The 18,997-nt window shown below is 51.3% G+C and carries 12 protein-coding genes; 5 read left to right on the top strand and 7 right to left on the bottom strand.

All coding sequences use genetic code 11. The features are described from left to right. The first annotated feature begins 134 nt into the window (after positions 1-134). Positions 135-1,736 carry a cation:proton antiporter domain-containing protein gene (locus ACFODX_RS13840; protein ID WP_378120162.1) on the top strand — a complete coding sequence of 534 codons (1,602 nt, stop codon included), beginning with the start codon at positions 135-137 and terminating at the stop codon, positions 1,734-1,736. 42 nt (positions 1,737-1,778) lie between these two features. Then, on the top strand, positions 1,779-2,798 hold the full coding sequence (locus tag ACFODX_RS13835) for a DUF72 domain-containing protein (protein ID WP_378120159.1): 1,020 nt from the start codon (positions 1,779-1,781) through the stop codon (positions 2,796-2,798). A gap of 23 nt (positions 2,799-2,821) precedes the next feature. Here ACFODX_RS13835 and ACFODX_RS13830 read toward each other — a convergent pair whose 3' ends face one another. The 7 genes from ACFODX_RS13830 to ACFODX_RS13800 form a co-directional block, all read right to left on the bottom strand. Next, positions 2,822-9,511 (bottom strand): beta strand repeat-containing protein, encoded by a 6,690-nt coding sequence (locus tag ACFODX_RS13830; RefSeq protein WP_378120157.1) that lies wholly within the window; start codon positions 9,509-9,511, stop codon positions 2,822-2,824. 114 nt (positions 9,512-9,625) lie between these two features. Beyond that, on the bottom strand, positions 9,626-10,261 hold the full coding sequence (locus tag ACFODX_RS13825; RefSeq protein ID WP_378120155.1) for a phage tail protein: 636 nt from the start codon (positions 10,259-10,261) through the stop codon (positions 9,626-9,628). A gap of 231 nt (positions 10,262-10,492) precedes the next feature. Further along, positions 10,493-10,975, bottom strand: coding sequence for a GNAT family N-acetyltransferase (locus ACFODX_RS13820; protein ID WP_378120153.1), 483 nt, complete (start codon positions 10,973-10,975; stop codon positions 10,493-10,495). Continuing rightward, positions 10,968-12,128: a sulfotransferase family protein gene (locus ACFODX_RS13815; RefSeq protein WP_378120151.1), complete on the bottom strand. Its 1,161-nt coding sequence runs from the start codon at positions 12,126-12,128 to the stop codon at positions 10,968-10,970. Before ACFODX_RS13815 ends, ACFODX_RS13820 begins: the two co-directional genes overlap by 8 nt. Beyond that, positions 12,121-12,729: an aspartyl/asparaginyl beta-hydroxylase domain-containing protein gene (locus ACFODX_RS13810; RefSeq protein WP_378120149.1), complete on the bottom strand. Its 609-nt coding sequence runs from the start codon at positions 12,727-12,729 to the stop codon at positions 12,121-12,123. The genes ACFODX_RS13815 and ACFODX_RS13810 overlap by 8 nt, the downstream gene beginning before the upstream one ends. Positions 12,730-12,812: 83 nt before the next feature. Then, positions 12,813-13,703, bottom strand: a complete 891-nt coding sequence (locus ACFODX_RS13805; RefSeq protein WP_378120147.1) for an AEC family transporter — start codon at positions 13,701-13,703, stop codon at positions 12,813-12,815. Between the two features lie 233 nt (positions 13,704-13,936). Then, positions 13,937-14,791, bottom strand: coding sequence for an HDOD domain-containing protein (locus ACFODX_RS13800; RefSeq protein ID WP_378120145.1), 855 nt, complete (start codon positions 14,789-14,791; stop codon positions 13,937-13,939). A 234-nt stretch (positions 14,792-15,025) separates the two neighbouring features. On the opposite strand from ACFODX_RS13800, the gene ACFODX_RS13795 reads away from it, so the two are divergent. The 3 genes from ACFODX_RS13795 to ACFODX_RS13785 form a co-directional block, all read left to right on the top strand. Next, the gene (locus ACFODX_RS13795; RefSeq protein ID WP_378120143.1) at positions 15,026-17,068 is read left to right on the top strand and encodes a PhoX family protein; all 2,043 of its coding nucleotides are present in this window, start codon (positions 15,026-15,028) and stop codon (positions 17,066-17,068) included. Positions 17,069-17,192: 124 nt separating this feature from the next. Continuing rightward, positions 17,193-17,399, top strand: coding sequence for a hypothetical protein (locus tag ACFODX_RS13790; protein WP_378120141.1), 207 nt, complete (start codon positions 17,193-17,195; stop codon positions 17,397-17,399). Between the two features lie 308 nt (positions 17,400-17,707). Beyond that, on the top strand, positions 17,708-18,997 hold a 1,290-nt coding region (locus tag ACFODX_RS13785), incomplete at its 3' end, for a glycoside hydrolase family 6 protein (protein ID WP_378120139.1).

Genomic DNA, 18,997 nt, shown 5'->3' with positions numbered 1-18,997 from the left:
GCAAGCTCCTGTTGAGGTGAATGGGATAATTTACCGAAAGCACTTGCACTTGGCGCGTATAACTTTACTTTTCGCTGTTATTGTAAATTTGCTACCCTGAAATTCTTTTTCACATCAAGGCAGTAGCCCTCTTTATGGAACCCATCATTATTCTGGTCGCTTTTGCTGGCGGCCTCGCGGCATCGTTTTTGCGTTTGCCGCCCCTCACCGGATTTTTAGTAGCCGGTTTTGCCCTGAATTTCATGGGCTACGAACTCAACGACAATATTCAATTTATCGCCGATTTGGGAGTAACCCTGTTGTTATTCACCATCGGGCTGAAATTAGACGTGCGCTCACTGCTCAAAATAGAAATTTGGGGCGGCGCTACCCTGCATATGCTGCTGACAACTGCGGCGATTACGCTGTTGTTTATCGCACTTAAAAGCCTGGGCTTGGCGGCGCTGCTGAATGACATGCAGTGGAGCAGTTTTGTGCTGATTGGTTTTGCGCTCTCCTTTTCCAGCACGGTTTTTGTCGTAAAAATGCTGGAGGAACGCAGTGAGAGCCAATCCATTTATGGTCGCATCGCGATTGGCGTGCTGGTCATGCAGGATATTTTTGCAGTAATTTTCCTCAGCGCCTCCACCGGAAAACTACCCAGTATCTGGGCGATTTTGCTGCTGGGCCTTATTCCCTTGGCGCCCATTCTACGCCGCCTGCTCGACCGCCTTGGTCACGGTGAAATGCAGGTTTTGTTTGGATTTTTGTTGGCGATGGTCGTGGGCTACGCGTTATTTGAAGCCTTGGGCGTAAAGGGTGACTTGGGGGCATTGGTGGTGGGAATGTTGCTCTCCACCCATCGCGCGGCACCGGGTTTAGCAAAATCGCTATTCAACATTAAAGAGCTTTTTTTGGTCGCCTTTTTTCTCAGCATCGGCCTGATGGCTGACCCAAGTTGGGAGCATTTGGCCTGGGCTGTGGGCCTGCAGTTATTGCTGCCGCTACAAATTTTGTTATTTATGCTGCTCTTGCCACGGTTTCGCTTGCGCTTGCGCACCAGTTTCCTCACCAGCCTTGGCTTGGGTAACTATTCCGAATTCAGCCTGATTTTAGCCAGCCTTGCAGTTGCGGCCGGTTGGCTGGCCATAGATTGGCTGGTGATTATTGCGCTCGCGGTATCTTTAAGTTTTGTATTTTCTGCCATCGCCAATGCTTACAGCGAACGCCTTTATCAATACTTTGTTGCCAAGCGCCCTGACCTGCCGCTGGAAAAATTGCGCCCACAAGATCGCCCGCTGGATTTAGGCGATGCACAAGCGATTGTATTTGGTATGGGGCGTATTGGTCGCGGTGCTTACCATCGCTTAAACGACACCTATAAATTGCGGGTATTAGGTGTGGACAACAACCCACTGCGCATTGAACACCTGCACAAGGTGGCCGATATGTGCCTTGCCGAAGGCGATGCATCTGACTCGGATTTTTGGGATAAGTTGGTAAATACCGATCAGATACAATTGATTGTGCTGGCGATGCCTTATCACCAAGGCAACGTGTTTGCACTCAAACAATTAAAACACCGCCGCTTCAAAGGCAAAATTGCCGCCATAGTGCAATATGAAGAAGAGGTAGAGATGTTGCGCAGCCTTGGCGCCAATGCCATTTTTTATGTTTACGATGGCGCCGGCCAAGCGCTTGCTGACAGTGCAATGCATGAGCTGTTGTCTATGCCAAACGCGGCAGCCAGTATTTAGGGCAAAGCTCGCCCAGTGATATCACACTGACAACCGCCAATTATGCAGAATTCACTCTTTGATGAATCACCCCAGTCACAGGCTGGGTTGATTCAAACATCTGGCAATTTTGTTGCGCCAATGACACCGCAACCGGAGTGCATAGCGCTTGCAGAAGCGCTGCCCGCGAAGGTGCGGCTCGGTACATCATCCTGGAATTACCCAGGCTGGAATGGACTAGTGTGGAATGGTGATTACACCGAATCAAACTTATCGCGTCATGGACTGGCAGCTTATGGCCAGCATCCACTGTTTCGCACCGTCAGTATCGACCGCAGTTTTTATCGCCCACTTAACCTTGCCCAGTTCGCGCAATATGCCGCGCAAGTCAGCAACGATTTTCGTTTTGTGGTGAAAGCCCCGAGTTTGGTTACCGATGCGTTGGTGCGCGATGACAGCGGTCGCGGCAGGCGCGCCAATGCCAATTTCTTAAACGCCGCAGATGCTGTGCAATTATTTGCGGAGCCGGCACTGCAAGGCCTGCAACACAAATTAGGTGCACTGGTTTTTCAGATCAGCCCCCTGCCCGCTCACTGGCTCGCACAGATGCCCAAATTAATAGACCGTTTGCACCTGTTATTAAAATCCATTCCCGATTTAAAAAGCATCGCCCCTGATGGTGTTGTCGCCGTTGAAGTGCGCGACCCGCAGTGGTTAACACCGCAATTTGTGGCGGCATTACGCGATACCGGCGCGACTTATTGCATGGGTTTACATGCAAAAATGCCGCGTATTAGCGAGCAGCTTCCCATTCTGCGCGCGCTCTGGCCCAGGCCATTTGTCTGTCGCTGGAATTTAAACCCGGTACATGGCGCATTTGGTTATGAAGATGCCAAAGATGCCTATGAGCCTTACGACAAGATCATCGACCCGGACATAGAAACACGCATGGCGCTGGTAAAAGTGATTAGCGGAACAGCCAGTGGTGGGCAGAATGTATTTGTCACACTCAGCAATAAAGCAGAAGGCTCCGCGCCTTTATCGGTAATCGAATTGGCGCGGGCCCTTAAAGGAAATAGTTAGTACAAGTTCAGGCTTATCACCCGCTAAAACCGAAAACGCCCGGATAACGAATACATATCCACTACCTGATCCGCCAGATAAATCCGGCGCGCACTAACCCCGTAGGACAAGCGCTCGGTTAAACCCAGATCCAACCGAATTCCCGCCAGCGGTGCAACACCACTGTCGCTTTGCAGGGTGATTGCTTGCTGGTTAGTTTCTTTTTCGTCTTGCCACAAATAAGCGCCCGCCTCCAGGGAGATAGTCACCGGTTGGTCGCGCAGCAGGGTTAAACCCTGCACTAGAGTCCAACCACTGGCGCTGACCGGGTAGGCATTCGCGAAGTCGCGCTTGAAGGCGGTTAAGTCGGTGTCACCATCCAGTGTCATATCCACTGTTACATCGCCCAGCTCCAGATAGCCCAATTCGCTGTAGGTGTAGTCGTGCCATTGGTAGCCCAGGGCAATTTGGTAGCCACGGCGGTCAATGTCGTATTTGTCCACCGTGAACGCATGACCCGCCGCACCCAGCGATTGGGTGAACATGGCTTCGCTTTGGTCGCCTTCCACATTGATAAGGTCAACCCGCACAAAGGCTTTGCCGTCGGTAAGTGCCTGGGTGGAGGCCGAGGTGGCGATCAGTGCCAGGGCCATCAAGCCCCGGCGGTTTTTTCCTGTAAACCATTTCATCATCAATACGCTTCCTAATAACAAGAGCCAGAGTCCGTTAACCGCACCACCGCCTTTGGATTTGACAGTGACATCCGGTGCTGGCGGCGGAGGTGGTGGTGGCTCTACCGGCAGTGCACTACTTACCGCACCTGGGTCTACCACCGCGGAGTTCACCAAACCATCGTCATCGTTCGGGCCGCCATCTTCAATGGTTAACTGCACGCACATATGGCCTGCGGTCAAGCCGGGTGTCCAATCTGCTGCACCGGGCGGTGGGCAGTAACCGGGGTTGCCAGCAGCTGAATGTACGGCGTTGTCCGCATCTGCAATAAAGGTTACCCAACGACCATTCTGGTACTTGCGATAGACCGCATTGGCCGGAATCGCCGACCGCTGCGGAATAACTACACGTACTGATTGGCCGGGGGTTGGCAAATCGCGAATCGCAAAGTCAAACACGCCACCCACAGGCTCAAAGGCGGGGTCGACAGCCAGATTGTCGAGCTGCCCTATTTCCTGATCCAGAATCTGCACACCACCGGAACTACTGCCACGCGCAAACAAGCCCAAACCACAGCGTACCCCCGGATCGCACTCAATCAGGAAGGCGTTGGTGGTATTACTCTGCTGCGGCAGTATGTTGGTCGATGGCATGTTATCCAAATAATCAGGAATACCGTTATCATCGCTATCGCCGGTACCTTCCAATGAATCGCTAATGCCGTCCTGGTCAGTATCAGTATTGATATCCAACACTGGCAGGGTACTTACTACGCGGAAGTAAGCTGAAGCTCTCACGCTGGCACCGGCTGAGTCGGTTACCGTCAGTTGCACTTGTTGGCTGCCCACCAATCCTGTTGCATCAAATATTCTGACCGAATTGGTGATATCGCCATCAGTGTCAGCCAAGCCGGTGGTGGCAGACCAATCGTAGCTATGGGTATCACCCTTGTTGGCATCGTTGACCGTTGCGGTGACAGAAACGGGGCCGCCATTTGGTGTAATCAAGCTGGTATTCACACCACCTTGGCTAATACTCAGGCTAACAATAGGAGGGATATTGCCTTGGCGAATCTCAATTGTGTGACGATTAGCCGCACCCGCATTAATCCCTTCCCCGAGCACCACCACCAATTGACTATCGCTAAAGCCACTGACAGCAGCAAGGCTTACCGGAACAGCCACTTCCAATTGCCCGGCCTGGGTGAAGGTGACACTGCCACTCACCAGGTTATGTTCTGCTGGTGTTGCTGTAGTTGAGGCATCAACCACAAATGGCACGGTAAGTGGGTATACAGGTGATGGGCCATTGAGCAATACACGGAACTCCACCTCACTGTCGCGAATAGCAATTTGCGACTTACTCAGGGACACGATTGGCTTGATATTTACTAGCTGTATCGCTTCACCTGTTACGCCCACCGCATTGGTGGCACGCCATTGCACCTCGTGACGACCTGGCGGCAACAACACTGTATTTTCTGCCGTGAAGCCTTCTGCAAATGTGGTGCAGCATTCGTTGCCGGATACACCATCTGCAGCCAAGGCCTTGAGCAGAGCGTTGATGCTCTCTGGGGTTGCATCAGGATTGGCGCCCAACAATTGACGCAGAGTGATCGCCGTAAACAACCCGGTGGCATTCACTTCCAAATCGGCAGGCGCAGTGACCACTGGCTGTAATGGGTCGATGGTTGACAACACTTCGATATCAAATGCCGGCAAATCCGTTGTGGCCACACCATCGCTGACACTGATAACAATGTTGCCCGATGTACCCGCATCACTGCCTGCTGGAGTGCCAGTCAGTGCGCCGGTGGCCGTATTAAAGCTTGCCCATGTTGGTTTGTTAGTGATGCTAAAGGTCAGAAGGTCACCTGTATCTACATCGCTCGCGGTTGGAGTGAAGCTGTAAGCAGTATCCTGATCCAAGCTGGTTGATGGCGTGCCGCTGATCACTGGCGCATCGTTCACCGCTTCAACCGTCACGTTCACAGTGATACTTGCACTCAGGTTGCCATCGCTGACGGTGACAACAAAATTATCGCTACCCTGGTAATTCGCTGTAGGGGTGTAACTTACAACGCCAGCCGCTGAAACACTCGCATCGCCCTGTTGTGCAGGTGCAGTAATAGTCCAAGTCAAGCTGTCACTTTGGGCATCTGTTGCAGTAAGACTCAAGCTGAACGGCGTAGGGCTTCCATCCTCACTCATAGACACATTAGTACTGCTGCCCTGAGTAATCACTGGGGCCGTGTTCTCCGTTGTTACCTCAAATGACTGCTCCACCGGCGCAGCAGCTAAGTAGGCACTATTACCGCTCTGACTCGCCGTGAGCGTACAAGTACCTTCAGCAATCAGGGTAACAACGCCACCCGATGTCACGGTACAAATGCCAGTAGTTGAGGAACTAAAGGTAGGCGTTAGACCAGAGGAAGCGGTCGCAGAAACCGTAAGCGGCGCGCCGACCAATTGATCAGCCAGAGCGTTAAATGTGATGGTCTGCGATCCGATAGGCGTTACCGCATTGGAAGCCGCTGAAGCAGCACCAGAACCAACACTGTTAGTCGCCACTACCGTAAAGGTGTAAGCGGTGCCATTAGTCAAACCGGTAAAGGTATAGGGCGAGCCGGTTGCCGCACGGGTAATGCCACCGGGGTTCGCTGTCACTGCGTAACCTGTGATAGCTGAACCACCATTAGAGGCTGGCGCAGTAAAGGTCACAGTGGCTTGGGTATTGCCAGCGGTTGCTGTGCCAATCGTTGGGGCATCCGGAACTATGGCATTCACCGCAAAGCTACGGCTCACTTGGGTTGCAGCTAAATAGCTGCCATTACCTGCCTGGTCAGCATTAATCGTACATGTCCCTGCACTTACAAAGGTGAGTAGGCCACCGGTAGTGATAGTACAAACACCGGGCGTTGATGATGTAAAGGTCGGCGTCAGGCCGGTTGCGTCAGTAGTGGCTGTAAGGGTTGGCGAAGTACCAAAGGTTTGCGGTCCCGGATTCGCAAAGGTAATGGTCTGGGTGGCCGCCGGAGTGATCGAATTGGATGCGCCCGATGAAGGGCTAGTACCGGCTACGTTGTCGGCTGTCACGGTAAAGGTGTAGGCCTGTCCGTTGGTCAAACCGTTGATCACAATCGGCGAAGCGGCACCGTTTACCGGTGCTACATCCGGCGGGCTGACGGTCACTGTATAGCCAGTAATTGTGGTACCGCCTGTGTTGACGGGCGCAGTAAATGCCACGCTTGCCTGGGTATCGCCAGCAACGGCAGTTCCTATGGTTGGAGCACCGGGCACTGCAGGGTTAACAGTGAACGAACGGCTCACCTGGGCTGCAGGCAAGTAGGATGAATCGCCTGCCTGATCCGCATTAATCGTACAGGTACCTGCCGTTACAAAGGTCAACACACCGCCACTGGTAATAGTACAAACACCGGTAGTGGATGAGGTAAAGGTCGGCGTCAAACCGGAATCGGATGTCGCTGTCAGTGTTGGCGAAGTACCGTAAGTCTGCGCTCCGGGGTTGGCAAAGGTAATGGTTTGCGGTGCTGCCGGAATAATCGAGTTGGACGCGGCTGACGCTGCACCGGTACCAGCCGAGTTAGTGGCAGTCACCGTGAAGGTATAAGACACGCCGTTGGTCAAACCGGTCACAGTGATTGGAGATCCAGCCCCTGTCCCTGTTGCACCACCGGGGTTGGCAGTGACGGTGTAACCCGTAATCGCCGCCCCGCCAGTGCTGGCAGGTGCGGTGAAGGTTACTGAAGCTTGGGTGTCGCCCGCAGTGGCAGTGCCAATGGTAGGCGCGCCCGGCACTACCGCATTTACAGTGAAGCTGCGGGACACAGTGGGTGCAGCATTAGTACTGGCGTTGCCCGCCTGATCTGCGTCAATGGTACAGGTGCCAGCGGTCACAAAGGTCAAGGCACCACCAGAGGTAATAGTACAAACACCGGTTGTGGACGAGGTAAAGCTAACGGTTAAGCCGGAGGTTGCGGTCGCGCTCAGCGTTGGCGTAGTGCCAAAGTTCTGCGCACCGGGGTTGGCGAAGGTAATGGTTTGGTTAGCTTTGGGCGTTGCCGAGTTGGAGGCACCCGATGCTGTACTGGTGCCAATCGCATTGGTTGCAGTGACGGTGAAGGTGTAAGCCGTTCCATTGGTCAAGCCGGTCACGGTAATGGTACAAGCTGCAGGGCCAGCACAACTACCGGTGGCACCACCGGGACTAGCCGTAGCTGTGTACTGGGTAATCGCCGAACCACCGTCACTACCGGGGGCGGTGAAGGTGACATCTGCCTGTCCATCACCCGCCGTTGCAGTGCCAATGGTCGGGGCGTCAGGTGCAGAGATAGCATTGCTCACAGTCACGCCATTGCCGGTGGTATCGGCAATAACCACTGCAGCATCTGCACCGGCGTTCCAATCTTCAGCGGCTGCCAGGTTATAAGTCGCCCCCCCCACTGAGCTGGTGCCATTTTTATTCAAAAGCAAGTTAACTGCGTTACGGTCGGTTGCACTGAGCGTAAGGGTGAAGCTGGTACCGGAAGTCACTTCTACATTGCTGGTATCAGTCAGGGCATAGGTGCCGCCGCCCTGCCCGGTAAAGGTAAATTTGTTGGCCACTATGTCATTGGTAGCGCCATTTGATTTCAACAAACCTGTAGCAGTTACTACCAAGGCACCGGTGGAGGCATCGTAGGTGGAACTGGTGATGGCGGGCACAGCCACATTACTTACAGTAATACCGTTACCAGAGTTATCGACAATCGCCACCGCAGCATCGGCGCCAGCGTTCCAATCTTCGGCCGCCGCCAGGTTGTAGGTGGAAATATCCGTGGAGAGAGTGCCATTTTTGTTGAGGATCAGGTTAGCCCCTGCCCTGTCTGTTGCACTCAGGGTTAACGTAAAACTGGTGCCTGAGGTGATCTCCACATTCGCCGTGTCAGTCAGGGTATAGGTGCTGCCACCTTCGCCGGTGAAGGTGAATTTGTTGGCGATAATTTCGTTGGTGGCGCCACTGAGTTTTTTCAGGTCAGTGCCTGTAACAGCTAATGCCCCTGTGCTGGCATCGTAAGTGGCAGATGTGACAGTAGGCACAGCAACTGTCGCTGTTATGCCATTGCCTGTCAGGTCAGCAATGGCTGCTGAGGCAGCGATAAAACCCGCCGCACCGGCGAGGTTGTAGGTAGTACCACCAGTAGAGCTGGTACCGTTTTTATTCACAATTAAATTCACTGCCGCACGGTCAGTGGCGCTGAGGGTCAGGGTGAAACTGGTAGCAGAGGATATTTCAACATCGGCGGTATCAGTCAGCGTATAAGTAGTGCCGCCCTCACCGGTCAGGGTTAAATCGCTCGCATCAACATCATTGGCTGCACCGCCGGTTGCAGTGAAGGTAGTGCCAGTAACTACTAAGGAACCGGTAGTGGTGTTGTAAGTGGCAGAGGAGATGGTGGGTGTTGGTACCGTATTGAGGACAAAACTATCGAAAACATCGAAGAAGCCTGAACTATTTGAGTAAATTACAACACGATCAACATTATCAAAAGTACTGTTCAGGGTAACCGTGTAGGCTCCTGCCGTTTCATCAAAACCAGTTCCCGTAGTTTGCGTACCCGTTGAGGCGGCATCCCTGAAGCCTTCTGCCGAAGCAAAGCCTCCGCCAAATGCATTGATATAGAAGCTGGTGAAATCGAATTCGTTACCCGACGTGGTCTGGATAGTAATCGTTTCAACGCCAGTAAATGCACCAGCAAAAAGGCCTGCACTACCACCCTGCCCATCATCGGTATCCTGAAACCAATTGGCTGCGCTGTAGGTAATGGTGAAATCACCTTGGGTAAAAACAGCCGACCCATGGTCAGCACTTTCGACGAACCCGGAAGCATTAAAATCGATGGTGACATTGGATGGTATTGAGGCGCCATAGCTCAAAACACTTATCATCATGGTTACCACAAAGCACAGCATGGAACACAACCTGATGCCAATGCTCTTGCTCGCCGGTTTTAATGGTCGAGCCAAATAATGGTCGTGATGACCGGTTTTGCAGCTTGTCATAAAAGCCTCTCAACAAACTAATGATCCACTGAAAAAATTTCGATAACTCGAGAAATGCTTGGCTCTCAAGTTATCGAAGTGCATTGCCCTGCTTTACATATTAAAGACGAAATATTAATTACGTGATGGATATACACCTTCCAACGCAATAATAAAATTCATACCCAAGTAAGGGTTACGAATTCCCACCGGCTGCCCACCGCCAACTGGAGCCACTGCGACAGTGCCGCTGGGTGTAACACTACCATGCGCACCACCAAGGTTTGCCTTGGTTGAATCCGGAGCAGTTCCCGAAAACAAACCATTGAAGGTCACATTACTCGGGCCTGCCTTTGCCGTAGTTGCAGAAAGGTAGGTAGTCGCACCGGCAGCCGGTGCAACCATCGCCGTTGCTGTGGTAGTTGCAACATCAACCGTGGTGGTCACATTACTTGGAGTTCCGGTAAACGTTGCTGTTGGAGCGTGAACTGGCAGCTGTCCGACAGTAAGGTTAACGTTTTCAACACCGGCAACCTGCCCAAGGACAACAGGAGTCAACCCGCCGCCAGTGCCCGTACCCACTGGGCTGCGACCTTGCAAGTTGGGTAACCCAAAGGTTGTTTGCCCATTACCACCGTAAGTAGTACCCAGGATAGAAAAGAGTGCACTATTGGTAGAGATGGCCAACAACTGCCCATTACAAAACGCCCAGCCACGTGGAGCAAAAGTACCGGCAAACATGCGAATTTCGCCAATAAACGGATCAGACATGATTTCTCCTTAACATTTAATTTGAATAACATTGATTTTTTAGCATCCTTAACCTCAATAAGCTTACAAACCCATTAAAGCGCTACAACTCCTGATTTTTACCATCACCTTAACGCAGCAACAAACCGCCTGCGGCTTCAAGCTGGTTAATGACACTTGAGCTTAGGCCAGAGATAGCAGAGTTACCATTACACCAGATAACGTCATCCACGATTGATAACCCACCAATCTCTACCAACACAGCAAATCATGAGTCGCAGAAGATTCAATCACGCTGAAACCCAAATTCAGATACAACTTTTTTGCGCCTATATTCTGCTGATCAACACTCAACTGCACTCGCAACTTCTCTTGCTGTGCAAGATCTTTCAAGCTACGCAAGATGGCGGAGCCATAACCCTTGCTGCGTTTCTCTTTGAGCAAAACAAAATCGATCAGCCGCAAATAGCTATCGCTGATATCCACTAACAATTTACCAATAGGCTGATTGAGAATTTCGATAATGTATAACTGTGCAGCGGGAAAGTTCGCGCAGTAAGAGACCTGCTGCAGTTGATATTGCTGTTTTAATAATCCGTCTATTTGCTGGGGAGCCAAGGGTAGCTGATAAAAATGTTCGCGCGTGGAAACGAATAACGCCTCTGCAAAATCCGAGTCGTTTTCTGTGGCGCGGCGCAGGCTAATTGCACCGGGCAATACAAGCCTCCTAAGCATTTGTAACCTCTGCCTTGATATTGTTATTTATCAATCGCTGGTAAGTCTGGCCCAACTCTGCGTTTATTCGTTCAAGATTATGCGAATCAAATACCTGTCGCTTTTTAACACTATCGTTGGCAAACATCTGATCAGTATGCTTGGAATGAAATCTTAGGCGATTATTAATGCTGCGCTCTGCCCGGTTATCCAGCTCACCGCAAAAAAAACGACATAGCGCGACTATTTGCCGTGACCCCAACTGGGAATAATCCATCACACAGGAGCCGCTAGTGGCGGCAGACATTTCATCAAGCAAACTAGCAATGACATGAACAGGATAGTCCAAACCGGAAACTTCGTAGTCTTTTTTATGCAACTGGGGAAATGCCTGTGTCAACAAAGTGTCGCCCACCATGTGCCTGCCCGGAAATTTCTTGTGGGACGCCAAAATCTCAACAGGGTCGCGCACCAAAAATACAACAGGTACATCGGGATACATTTCGCGAATTAGATGCCAATAAAAAATATCCCAGGCATTCCATTTAATAACCATATGTGGTCGCTGGGGGAAAGCGGCGGCTTGTAAATTAATAAATGTGCGCAGTGAAACTTGTAGCTGTTGTTGCGACAACTGTTGGTCCAGCAATAATTCCGTGAGCAGTGGCGACTCAGAAAACACGCAGGTAGATTCAAGTTCCGACAGGCACCCGGATACCAGCGTTGAACCGCAGCGCGAGAGGTGAAAAATAAAACCTGCCGGTTGAGCTTGGGCAACAATAGCCTGTTGTGCAAATGCCAAGGTTGTACATGGCTGGACAATTTGATTTAACAACAGCTGGCGATAACGGGAAATTGTTTCATCCTGAAACGGCTCAGTGGCATGGCCAACAGGCACTAACCACTTCACCCACTGGCCTTTGGTTTGATAGCGATAAGGTAACCAGCGGCCCGCCAGCGAAACCTCGGATGAACCAGAAACTACGGGCAGATCAATGGGTATTTGGTTTAAGCGATTAATTTCACTCAGCAATTCATCATTATTTAACTGCGGGCAACACCACAGGTTTTTTAGATAAGCCAGCAACTCGCTTAAGGATTGGATCTGGCAGCAAATAGCCACATGCTCTGGTGAACTGATCAATCTGCAGTAGTGCGAAAAGTAATTACTCATGTGCAACACCTGCATAAATTTGTTCGCACAACCAGGTGTTGGCGACACAATCAATCACCAGATTAATCCGGTCTTGGCTGCCGCGATTATAAACTTCGTGAAGTTGATCGGCGTTGAAATACCAAAGTTCACCCGCGCGCATGGGAATCTTTTTGTTGTCGACTAAAAAACTAACGGCATCACTGGTATGAATCGGCAAATGCAAACGCGCTTCACCGTATTCGATGCTTAACTGATGGTCGCGATGCGGTTTTATTTCTGCGCCGGCTTTTAAACGCATTAAACGCGCCGCTTTAATGGGGCACTGCAGTTGGTTAAAAATGGAAGTAATTACCGGGCAATGTGCTAAAAGGGGTAAATTTTCCCAGTCATCGCCATCGGCTATGGCAAAACCTTGCAGGATCGGATGAGCATCCAGATATTGTCGCTGACAGCGTAGCGGCAGCACATCCCAACCGCCGCGGTAATCGTTTTTATTAACGTGCTCTACCCACTCACCTGATGCTGGTGTTATGCCAAGCAGCTGGTTAACTTCATACTGCAGGGCCGTTTGCTGAAGGCTACAGGCAAGCCGTGCAAAAGAAACCGTTGGATTTTCCATTCACTACTCTCTTATCTCTTGAACGAAAATCCATTTCATTTTTTGCCAGATAAAATTTCAAATAACACACAAGGGCCGCAAAGTCACAAAATTGCCATCAGCAAAAACGGTAGCCCGATGAATGCCAGAAGTGTAGACACTAATACCATTGCCGCCACTTCTTCCGGTTTGTGACCGTAACGCAGTGCCAGCAAGTAGTTAAACACTGCCACAGGCATGGCAGATTGCAATAACACCACATTACGCGAAACACCGGTCAAGCCCATTAATTCACACACTAATATGCCCAACAGCAAACCGCCGCCCACCCGAATAACGCTGAAAAACAAGCTGCGTTTCCAGAAATGAATTTTTAAGGTGGCCAGTGAAACGCCCAGCGCCAGTGTCATTAAGGGAATGGCGATACCACCAAGCAAATCCAAGGTGTTGGTCATCCAACGCGGTAACTGGGTGTTAGTGAGCAACAGGGCCACAGCAATTGCCATGGCATAAATCACCGGTTGTTTGGCGATTGATGCCATGCGTTTGAAAATATTGCCTTCGCTAGTGGCGACCATCAATAAACCGACAGTGAAGGTCGCCACCATCATCACCATAAATGAACCCAGCGCGAGTGCAAGCCCCGTCTGGCCGTAGGCAAACAAACACAAGGGCAAACCCATATTGCCGTTATTGGGAAAAACCAGCGGCGGCAAATAAGTGGCGATTTCCAATTTCATCCAGCGCAGCAAAAACCAGCCAAACAATCCCATGGCCGTCATGATGATTGCCGTAGCCAAGGCCACCTGCCCCATCACCGCCGGCTGAATTTCCACCTTGGTCATAGCGCTGATAATCAAACAGGGCGTGCCTATATTCATCACCAGGCGCGAAATAAAATCCGCCGGAAAATCGCTACCGGATTTTCCCCAAATAAAACCGGCGCCAACAGAAATCATAATGGGAGCAAGAATGGCGAAAAGTTCGCTGAACATAGAGAGCACTTAACAATCAAGGTGATTAAATTTAACGCTGTCATACCCTTGTCATCTTTTCGCGGCAGGATAATTTCTGTACGCAAGGAAGCCTAAGGATAAAAACAGCAATTAAGGAGAAGAAAGGATCTCGGCAGGGCTGCAGGTAGGGATATCGATAAGGATATAAGCTACAGAATTAACAAAGGGGCAAACGCCCCTTTTTTATCTCCCCAGGTAAAACAACCCACCGGTTAAAACAAACTTTTTGCCACCATGCGGATTTCTTGCACATTGGTCATCACCAGAGTGAGGCCGCCAGCCACAATGGAATTATCCGGCGGCTCCAATTTTTGATAGGCCGTTAACTCAGTGATGGGCGGCAAATCATTTTTTGCATGGCTAAGTTTGATCGAGTGGTACAGCCCCAGATTGAGAATATCGATTAAATTAATTGGCCCTTTATTTTCGCCAGACCAATTACCGATATTGTGAATAACATTTAAATACTGGCTGTCCACCTGCCAGTTTTTTAAGGTGATAACACCCAGTGATTTAGCGTACTCACGACAAAGGGCGACATAGACCGGCAGCTCAGGTGTTTCATCGGTTTTTTTAAATGCCGACAAAACCGCCAGAGTGCCTACTTCACTCAACAAGGCAGCCATCAGCACCTGGTCCGGCACCACTTTACCCACGCGCTTGGCGATAAAAATACTCAGGCTGGCTTTCAGCGCCATGCGCCGCCAAGCCTCTACAAACAAGCGCTTGTGTTTGAAGGAATGCACCGAAAATAAACTTTTGATGGAGTGCACCATGGTGATGCGCTCCACTTGATTCATTCCCAGCAGGCGTACTACTTCCAATAAGGTTTGCGGTGGGGTTTGCAAACCAATCAATGGACTTGAAGCGTATTTGAGCAAAATGGCAGACAGTGCAGGATCTTTGGCGAGCAGTTTACTCAGCTCAACCATGGACAAATCAGACTGCTCCAGTGCATTGCGAATTTCAAAGGTAATGGAGGGCAAACTGGGCAACTGTTCATTGCCCGCAAGTAAATCGCTGACCAGGCCGCGATAAATGGAGTAATCAGGTTGAACGGGCTGCACATTCAATTCCATAAGGTAGATAAATTTTTAATCCGCTATTTTTGGCTGGGCAAAGCCTAGCAGATTTGCGCGCCCTCGCCTATTCACATCGCCTCTGCCTGCGTTAACCAAACTGTTATCAAAGCTTCAACAAACTGTCGCTTTTCTGTCGCCGTTCTGCAACATGGAATGTTTTTAATCGCTTGCATCCGCATTTTGACGCCGTTTTTTATCACTACAATTAGGAAGCAACCGATGACCGACCATACCGCTTATGAAATTGACAACTCTGGTATAGAGCCAAACCGCAATCACTCCAGTAACCCTCACTTTGCCGACATTCTGCAAAAGCGCCGCCAGTTCCTCAAAGGCAGTTTGAGCACAGCGGTTGTGGCATTTATGGGCACCAGCCTGGTTGGCTGCGGCGGCGATGATGACAATGACAATCGCTCCTCCAGCAGTTCCTCTTCCAGTTCCAGCGCACCGGCGTCTTCCAGCAGCAGCGCAGCTTCATCCTCAGTAGCTCCACTGCTGGGTTTCACCGCGATAGCCACTACCCGCGCCGATGCCATTACCGTCCCGACAGGTTATACCGCCACCGCGTTTGTTCCCTGGGGCACTCCTCTCACTGGCAGCATGCCTGCCTTTAAAGCGGACGCCAGCAACACCGGCGCCGAACAAGAACAGCAAGTGGGCGCGCACCACGACGGTATTCATTTTTTCCCGATGGATGCCAAAACCACCGCTACCAATTCCAGCGAAGGCCTGCTGGTGATGAACCATGAGTACATCGACCACAACCTGATGCATCCCAATGGCCCAACCTTGGGCGCAACACGCCCAACCGATGAAGTGCGCAAAGAAATTGCCGCCCACGGTGTGAGCGTTATTCACATCCGCAAAAACGGCAGCAACTGGGAAGTAGTGAACGGCAGCCCGTTCAACCGCCGCATCACCGGCGCAACGCCAATGGACATTCGCGGCCCAGCGTCTGGCTCGGCGAAATTGGCAACCAAATACAGCCCCAACGGTACTTCCACACGCGGCACCCTGAATAACTGCGGCATGGGTTCAACCCCCTGGAATACTTACCTGACTGCAGAAGAAAACTGGGCCGGTTATTTTGTTAATAAAGATGCAACACCACCACGCGAACACAAGGAATACAGCGTACCGGCTAACAATGGTCGCTATTACTGGGAGCTGGCGGATTCCGGCGCTGACGAATACATCCGTTTTGATGCATCAACCAAGGGTGCCAGCGCAGTAGATGACTACCGCAACGAACCCAATACCTTTGGCTGGATGGTAGAGATTGACCCCTTCGACCCAGAAAGTCGCCCGCAAAAGCGTACCGCTTTGGGCCGCTTTGGCCATGAAGGTGTGATTTTTGCCCCCGCCGTAGAGGGCCAACCTATTGTGTGTTACTCCGGTGACGACTCGACTAACGAATACATTTACAAATTCGTCAGCGCCGAGCCTTATCACAAGGCTACTGCCGGTGGTTACTTGCTGAATACCGGCACTCTCTATGCTGCTAAATTCAACGCTGATGGGACTGGTGAATGGCTGCCACTGGATATCACCAACAGCAACTTCATCGCCAAAGCCGCCACTGCCGGCGTGACTTTTGCCGACCAAGCGGATGTACTGATCAATACCCGCCTCGCCGCCGATGTGATGGGCGCGACCAAAATGGATCGCCCGGAATGGGGCGCGGTTCACCCGGAAACGGGCGAGGTGTATTTCACCCTCACCAACAACACCGGCCGCACCACGACCGATGCTGCCAACCCGCGCGCCAATAATGCTACTGGCCATATCATCCGCTGGCGCGAAACGGCCAACAGCAACACCAGCTTTAACTGGGATATTTTCCTGCTCGGCGGCGATGTTGGCACTACCACCGGCGAAGGAGCCTCTGCCGTTGCCCTGACAGCGGATAACCACTTTGCCAGCCCGGACGGTTTATGGATGGACCCACGCGGCGTGCTTTGGATCCAGACCGACATGAGCGGCAGCCAACAGGCTAGCGGCCCATACGGTAACAACCAAATGCTGGCCGCTGACCCGGTAACCAAACAAGTCAAACGCTTTTTTGTAGGGCCGGTAGATGCTGAGGTAACTGGTGTAACCGCAACACCAGACATGAAAACCCTGTTTGTAAATATCCAGCACCCCGGTGACCGCTCTACCCCCACAAACTTCACCAGCCACTGGCCAGAAGGCGGTAACGCACGCCCTCGCTCGGCAACGGTTATTGTGACCAAAAACGATGGCGGCATGATCGGCGCCTAACACAGGCCAACTGATTTAATAATCCAGCCGACAGGGAGGTCGCCTAAATAATAAACCTGCCTTTTGAATACCCGAGCGGATTTGCCCTCGGGTATTTTTCGTTACAACCAACAAATGTAGATCTATGCGCCAAGCGCCATCAAAGGTTTATCTCGCACACAAAAAATGCGTGACGCAACCAACAAAATTTGATGCCACAAGCAACGGGAAAGAGTTTTTTTTATTGCAAAGTGATATTTTAAAAACAAAATTGACAGCGCTATCATTTATTCCCGAAATGCACTGCGGCAGGGGTAAAAAATACTGCATCCAGCACAATAACCCTTTTTAATACAAATACTTATAATATAAATGAACACCCTGCAAGCATGATAACACCTGAATTTTTGTACCAATAAAACACTGTTCACCCATAACAATAATAGCGATAGCAAACACAACAATAACAAGCGGCAAATTCAATCAACCAAGCCATGGCTGGTGTGCGTTTTAAGAAACAGTAAAACGCCCTACAGGAGTAACAACGGTCCATACCCACCTGCAGTTCATTTTTGGTAAATACAATAAAACTACCGGGATGATAGGTGAAAAAACAAAAGTGCTCTGGCACTTTCAACACCACACGCAAGGATCAATACGATGAAAACTTCATTGCGCAAAACCCTCGGCATAGCGTCGCTGCTAGGCCTGAGTATGGTTGGCGTGAGTCAGGCTCAAGCGGCAGTTTGTAGCTACACGCTCAACAACGAATGGAATACCGGCTTTCAGGGAACTATCAGTATTACCAACAATGGCACTACCGCCATCAACGGCTGGACAGTCGGTTGGGCCTATACCAACAACCGCATCACCAGCTCATGGAACGCTACTCTCAGTGGCAACAACCCCTACAGTGCCAGTGCATTGAGTTGGAACAGCAGCATCCAACCCGGGCAGACCATCAGCTTTGGTGTTCAAGGCAACAAAAACGGTAACACTGCCGAGATACCAGCCATCACCGGCAGCGTCTGCGGTAATACTCCCGGCAGCTCCGCGCCCAGCAGTGTGCCGCCCGCCAGCTCATCCAGCCTGGCCAACACCTCCAGTAGCCAGCCCAACCAGTGCGCATCACAATGTAATTGGTACGGCACGCTTTACCCAACCTGCAAAACCACAACCAATGGTTGGGGTTACGAGGACGGCAGAAGCTGTATCTCTACCGCTACCTGCACCAGCCAACCATCGCCCTTTGGTGTGGTATCAAACTGTGGCATTAGCTCCAGTGCAGTAACTACCAGCTCGTCATCATCCCTGCGCTCATCCAGCTCAGTGGCGACTACGCCTTCCTCCTCAAGCGTTTCATCAAGTCTGGTGCCACCAAGTTCCAGCTCGATCAGCAGCTCATCACTCATTAGCAGTTCAACAACCAGCAGCAGTTCCTCGGTTGTTAGCAGCTCAATCGCCAGCAGCTCCGCCGTCAGCATGAGCAGCTCAAGCGTTGGCAGTGTTGGCCCGCGTTTGGATAACCCCTTTGTCGGTGCACAGTGGTACATAGACCCTATCTGGTCGGCCAAAGCACAGGCGGAAACCGGTGGTTCCAAAATCGCTAACTACAACACAGCGGTGTGGATGGATCGCATCGGTGCCATTGCCCCTACCGATGGTAGCTGGGGCCTGCGCGACCATTTGGATGCCGCGCTGGCGCAAAAAGCTAACGTGATCCAGGTAGTGGTCTATGACCTGCCCAACCGCGATTGCCATGCGCTGGCATCTAACGGCGAGTTGAAACAAGGCGTGGAAGGCACTACCCGCTATCGCACCGAGTACATCGATGTGTTGGCGTCCATCTTTGCCGATCCGAAATACCGTGAATTGCGCATTATTGCGATCATCGAGCCGGATTCACTGCCTAACCTGGTGACTAACCTGAGCACTCCAGCCTGTCAGCAA

This window comes from Cellvibrio fontiphilus, from assembly GCF_042646205.1.
GTDB lineage: Bacteria > Pseudomonadota > Gammaproteobacteria > Pseudomonadales > Cellvibrionaceae > Cellvibrio > Cellvibrio fontiphilus_A.
The sequence above is the reverse complement of the archived record's forward strand: the minus strand, read 5'-3'. Positions and strand labels throughout refer to the sequence as shown.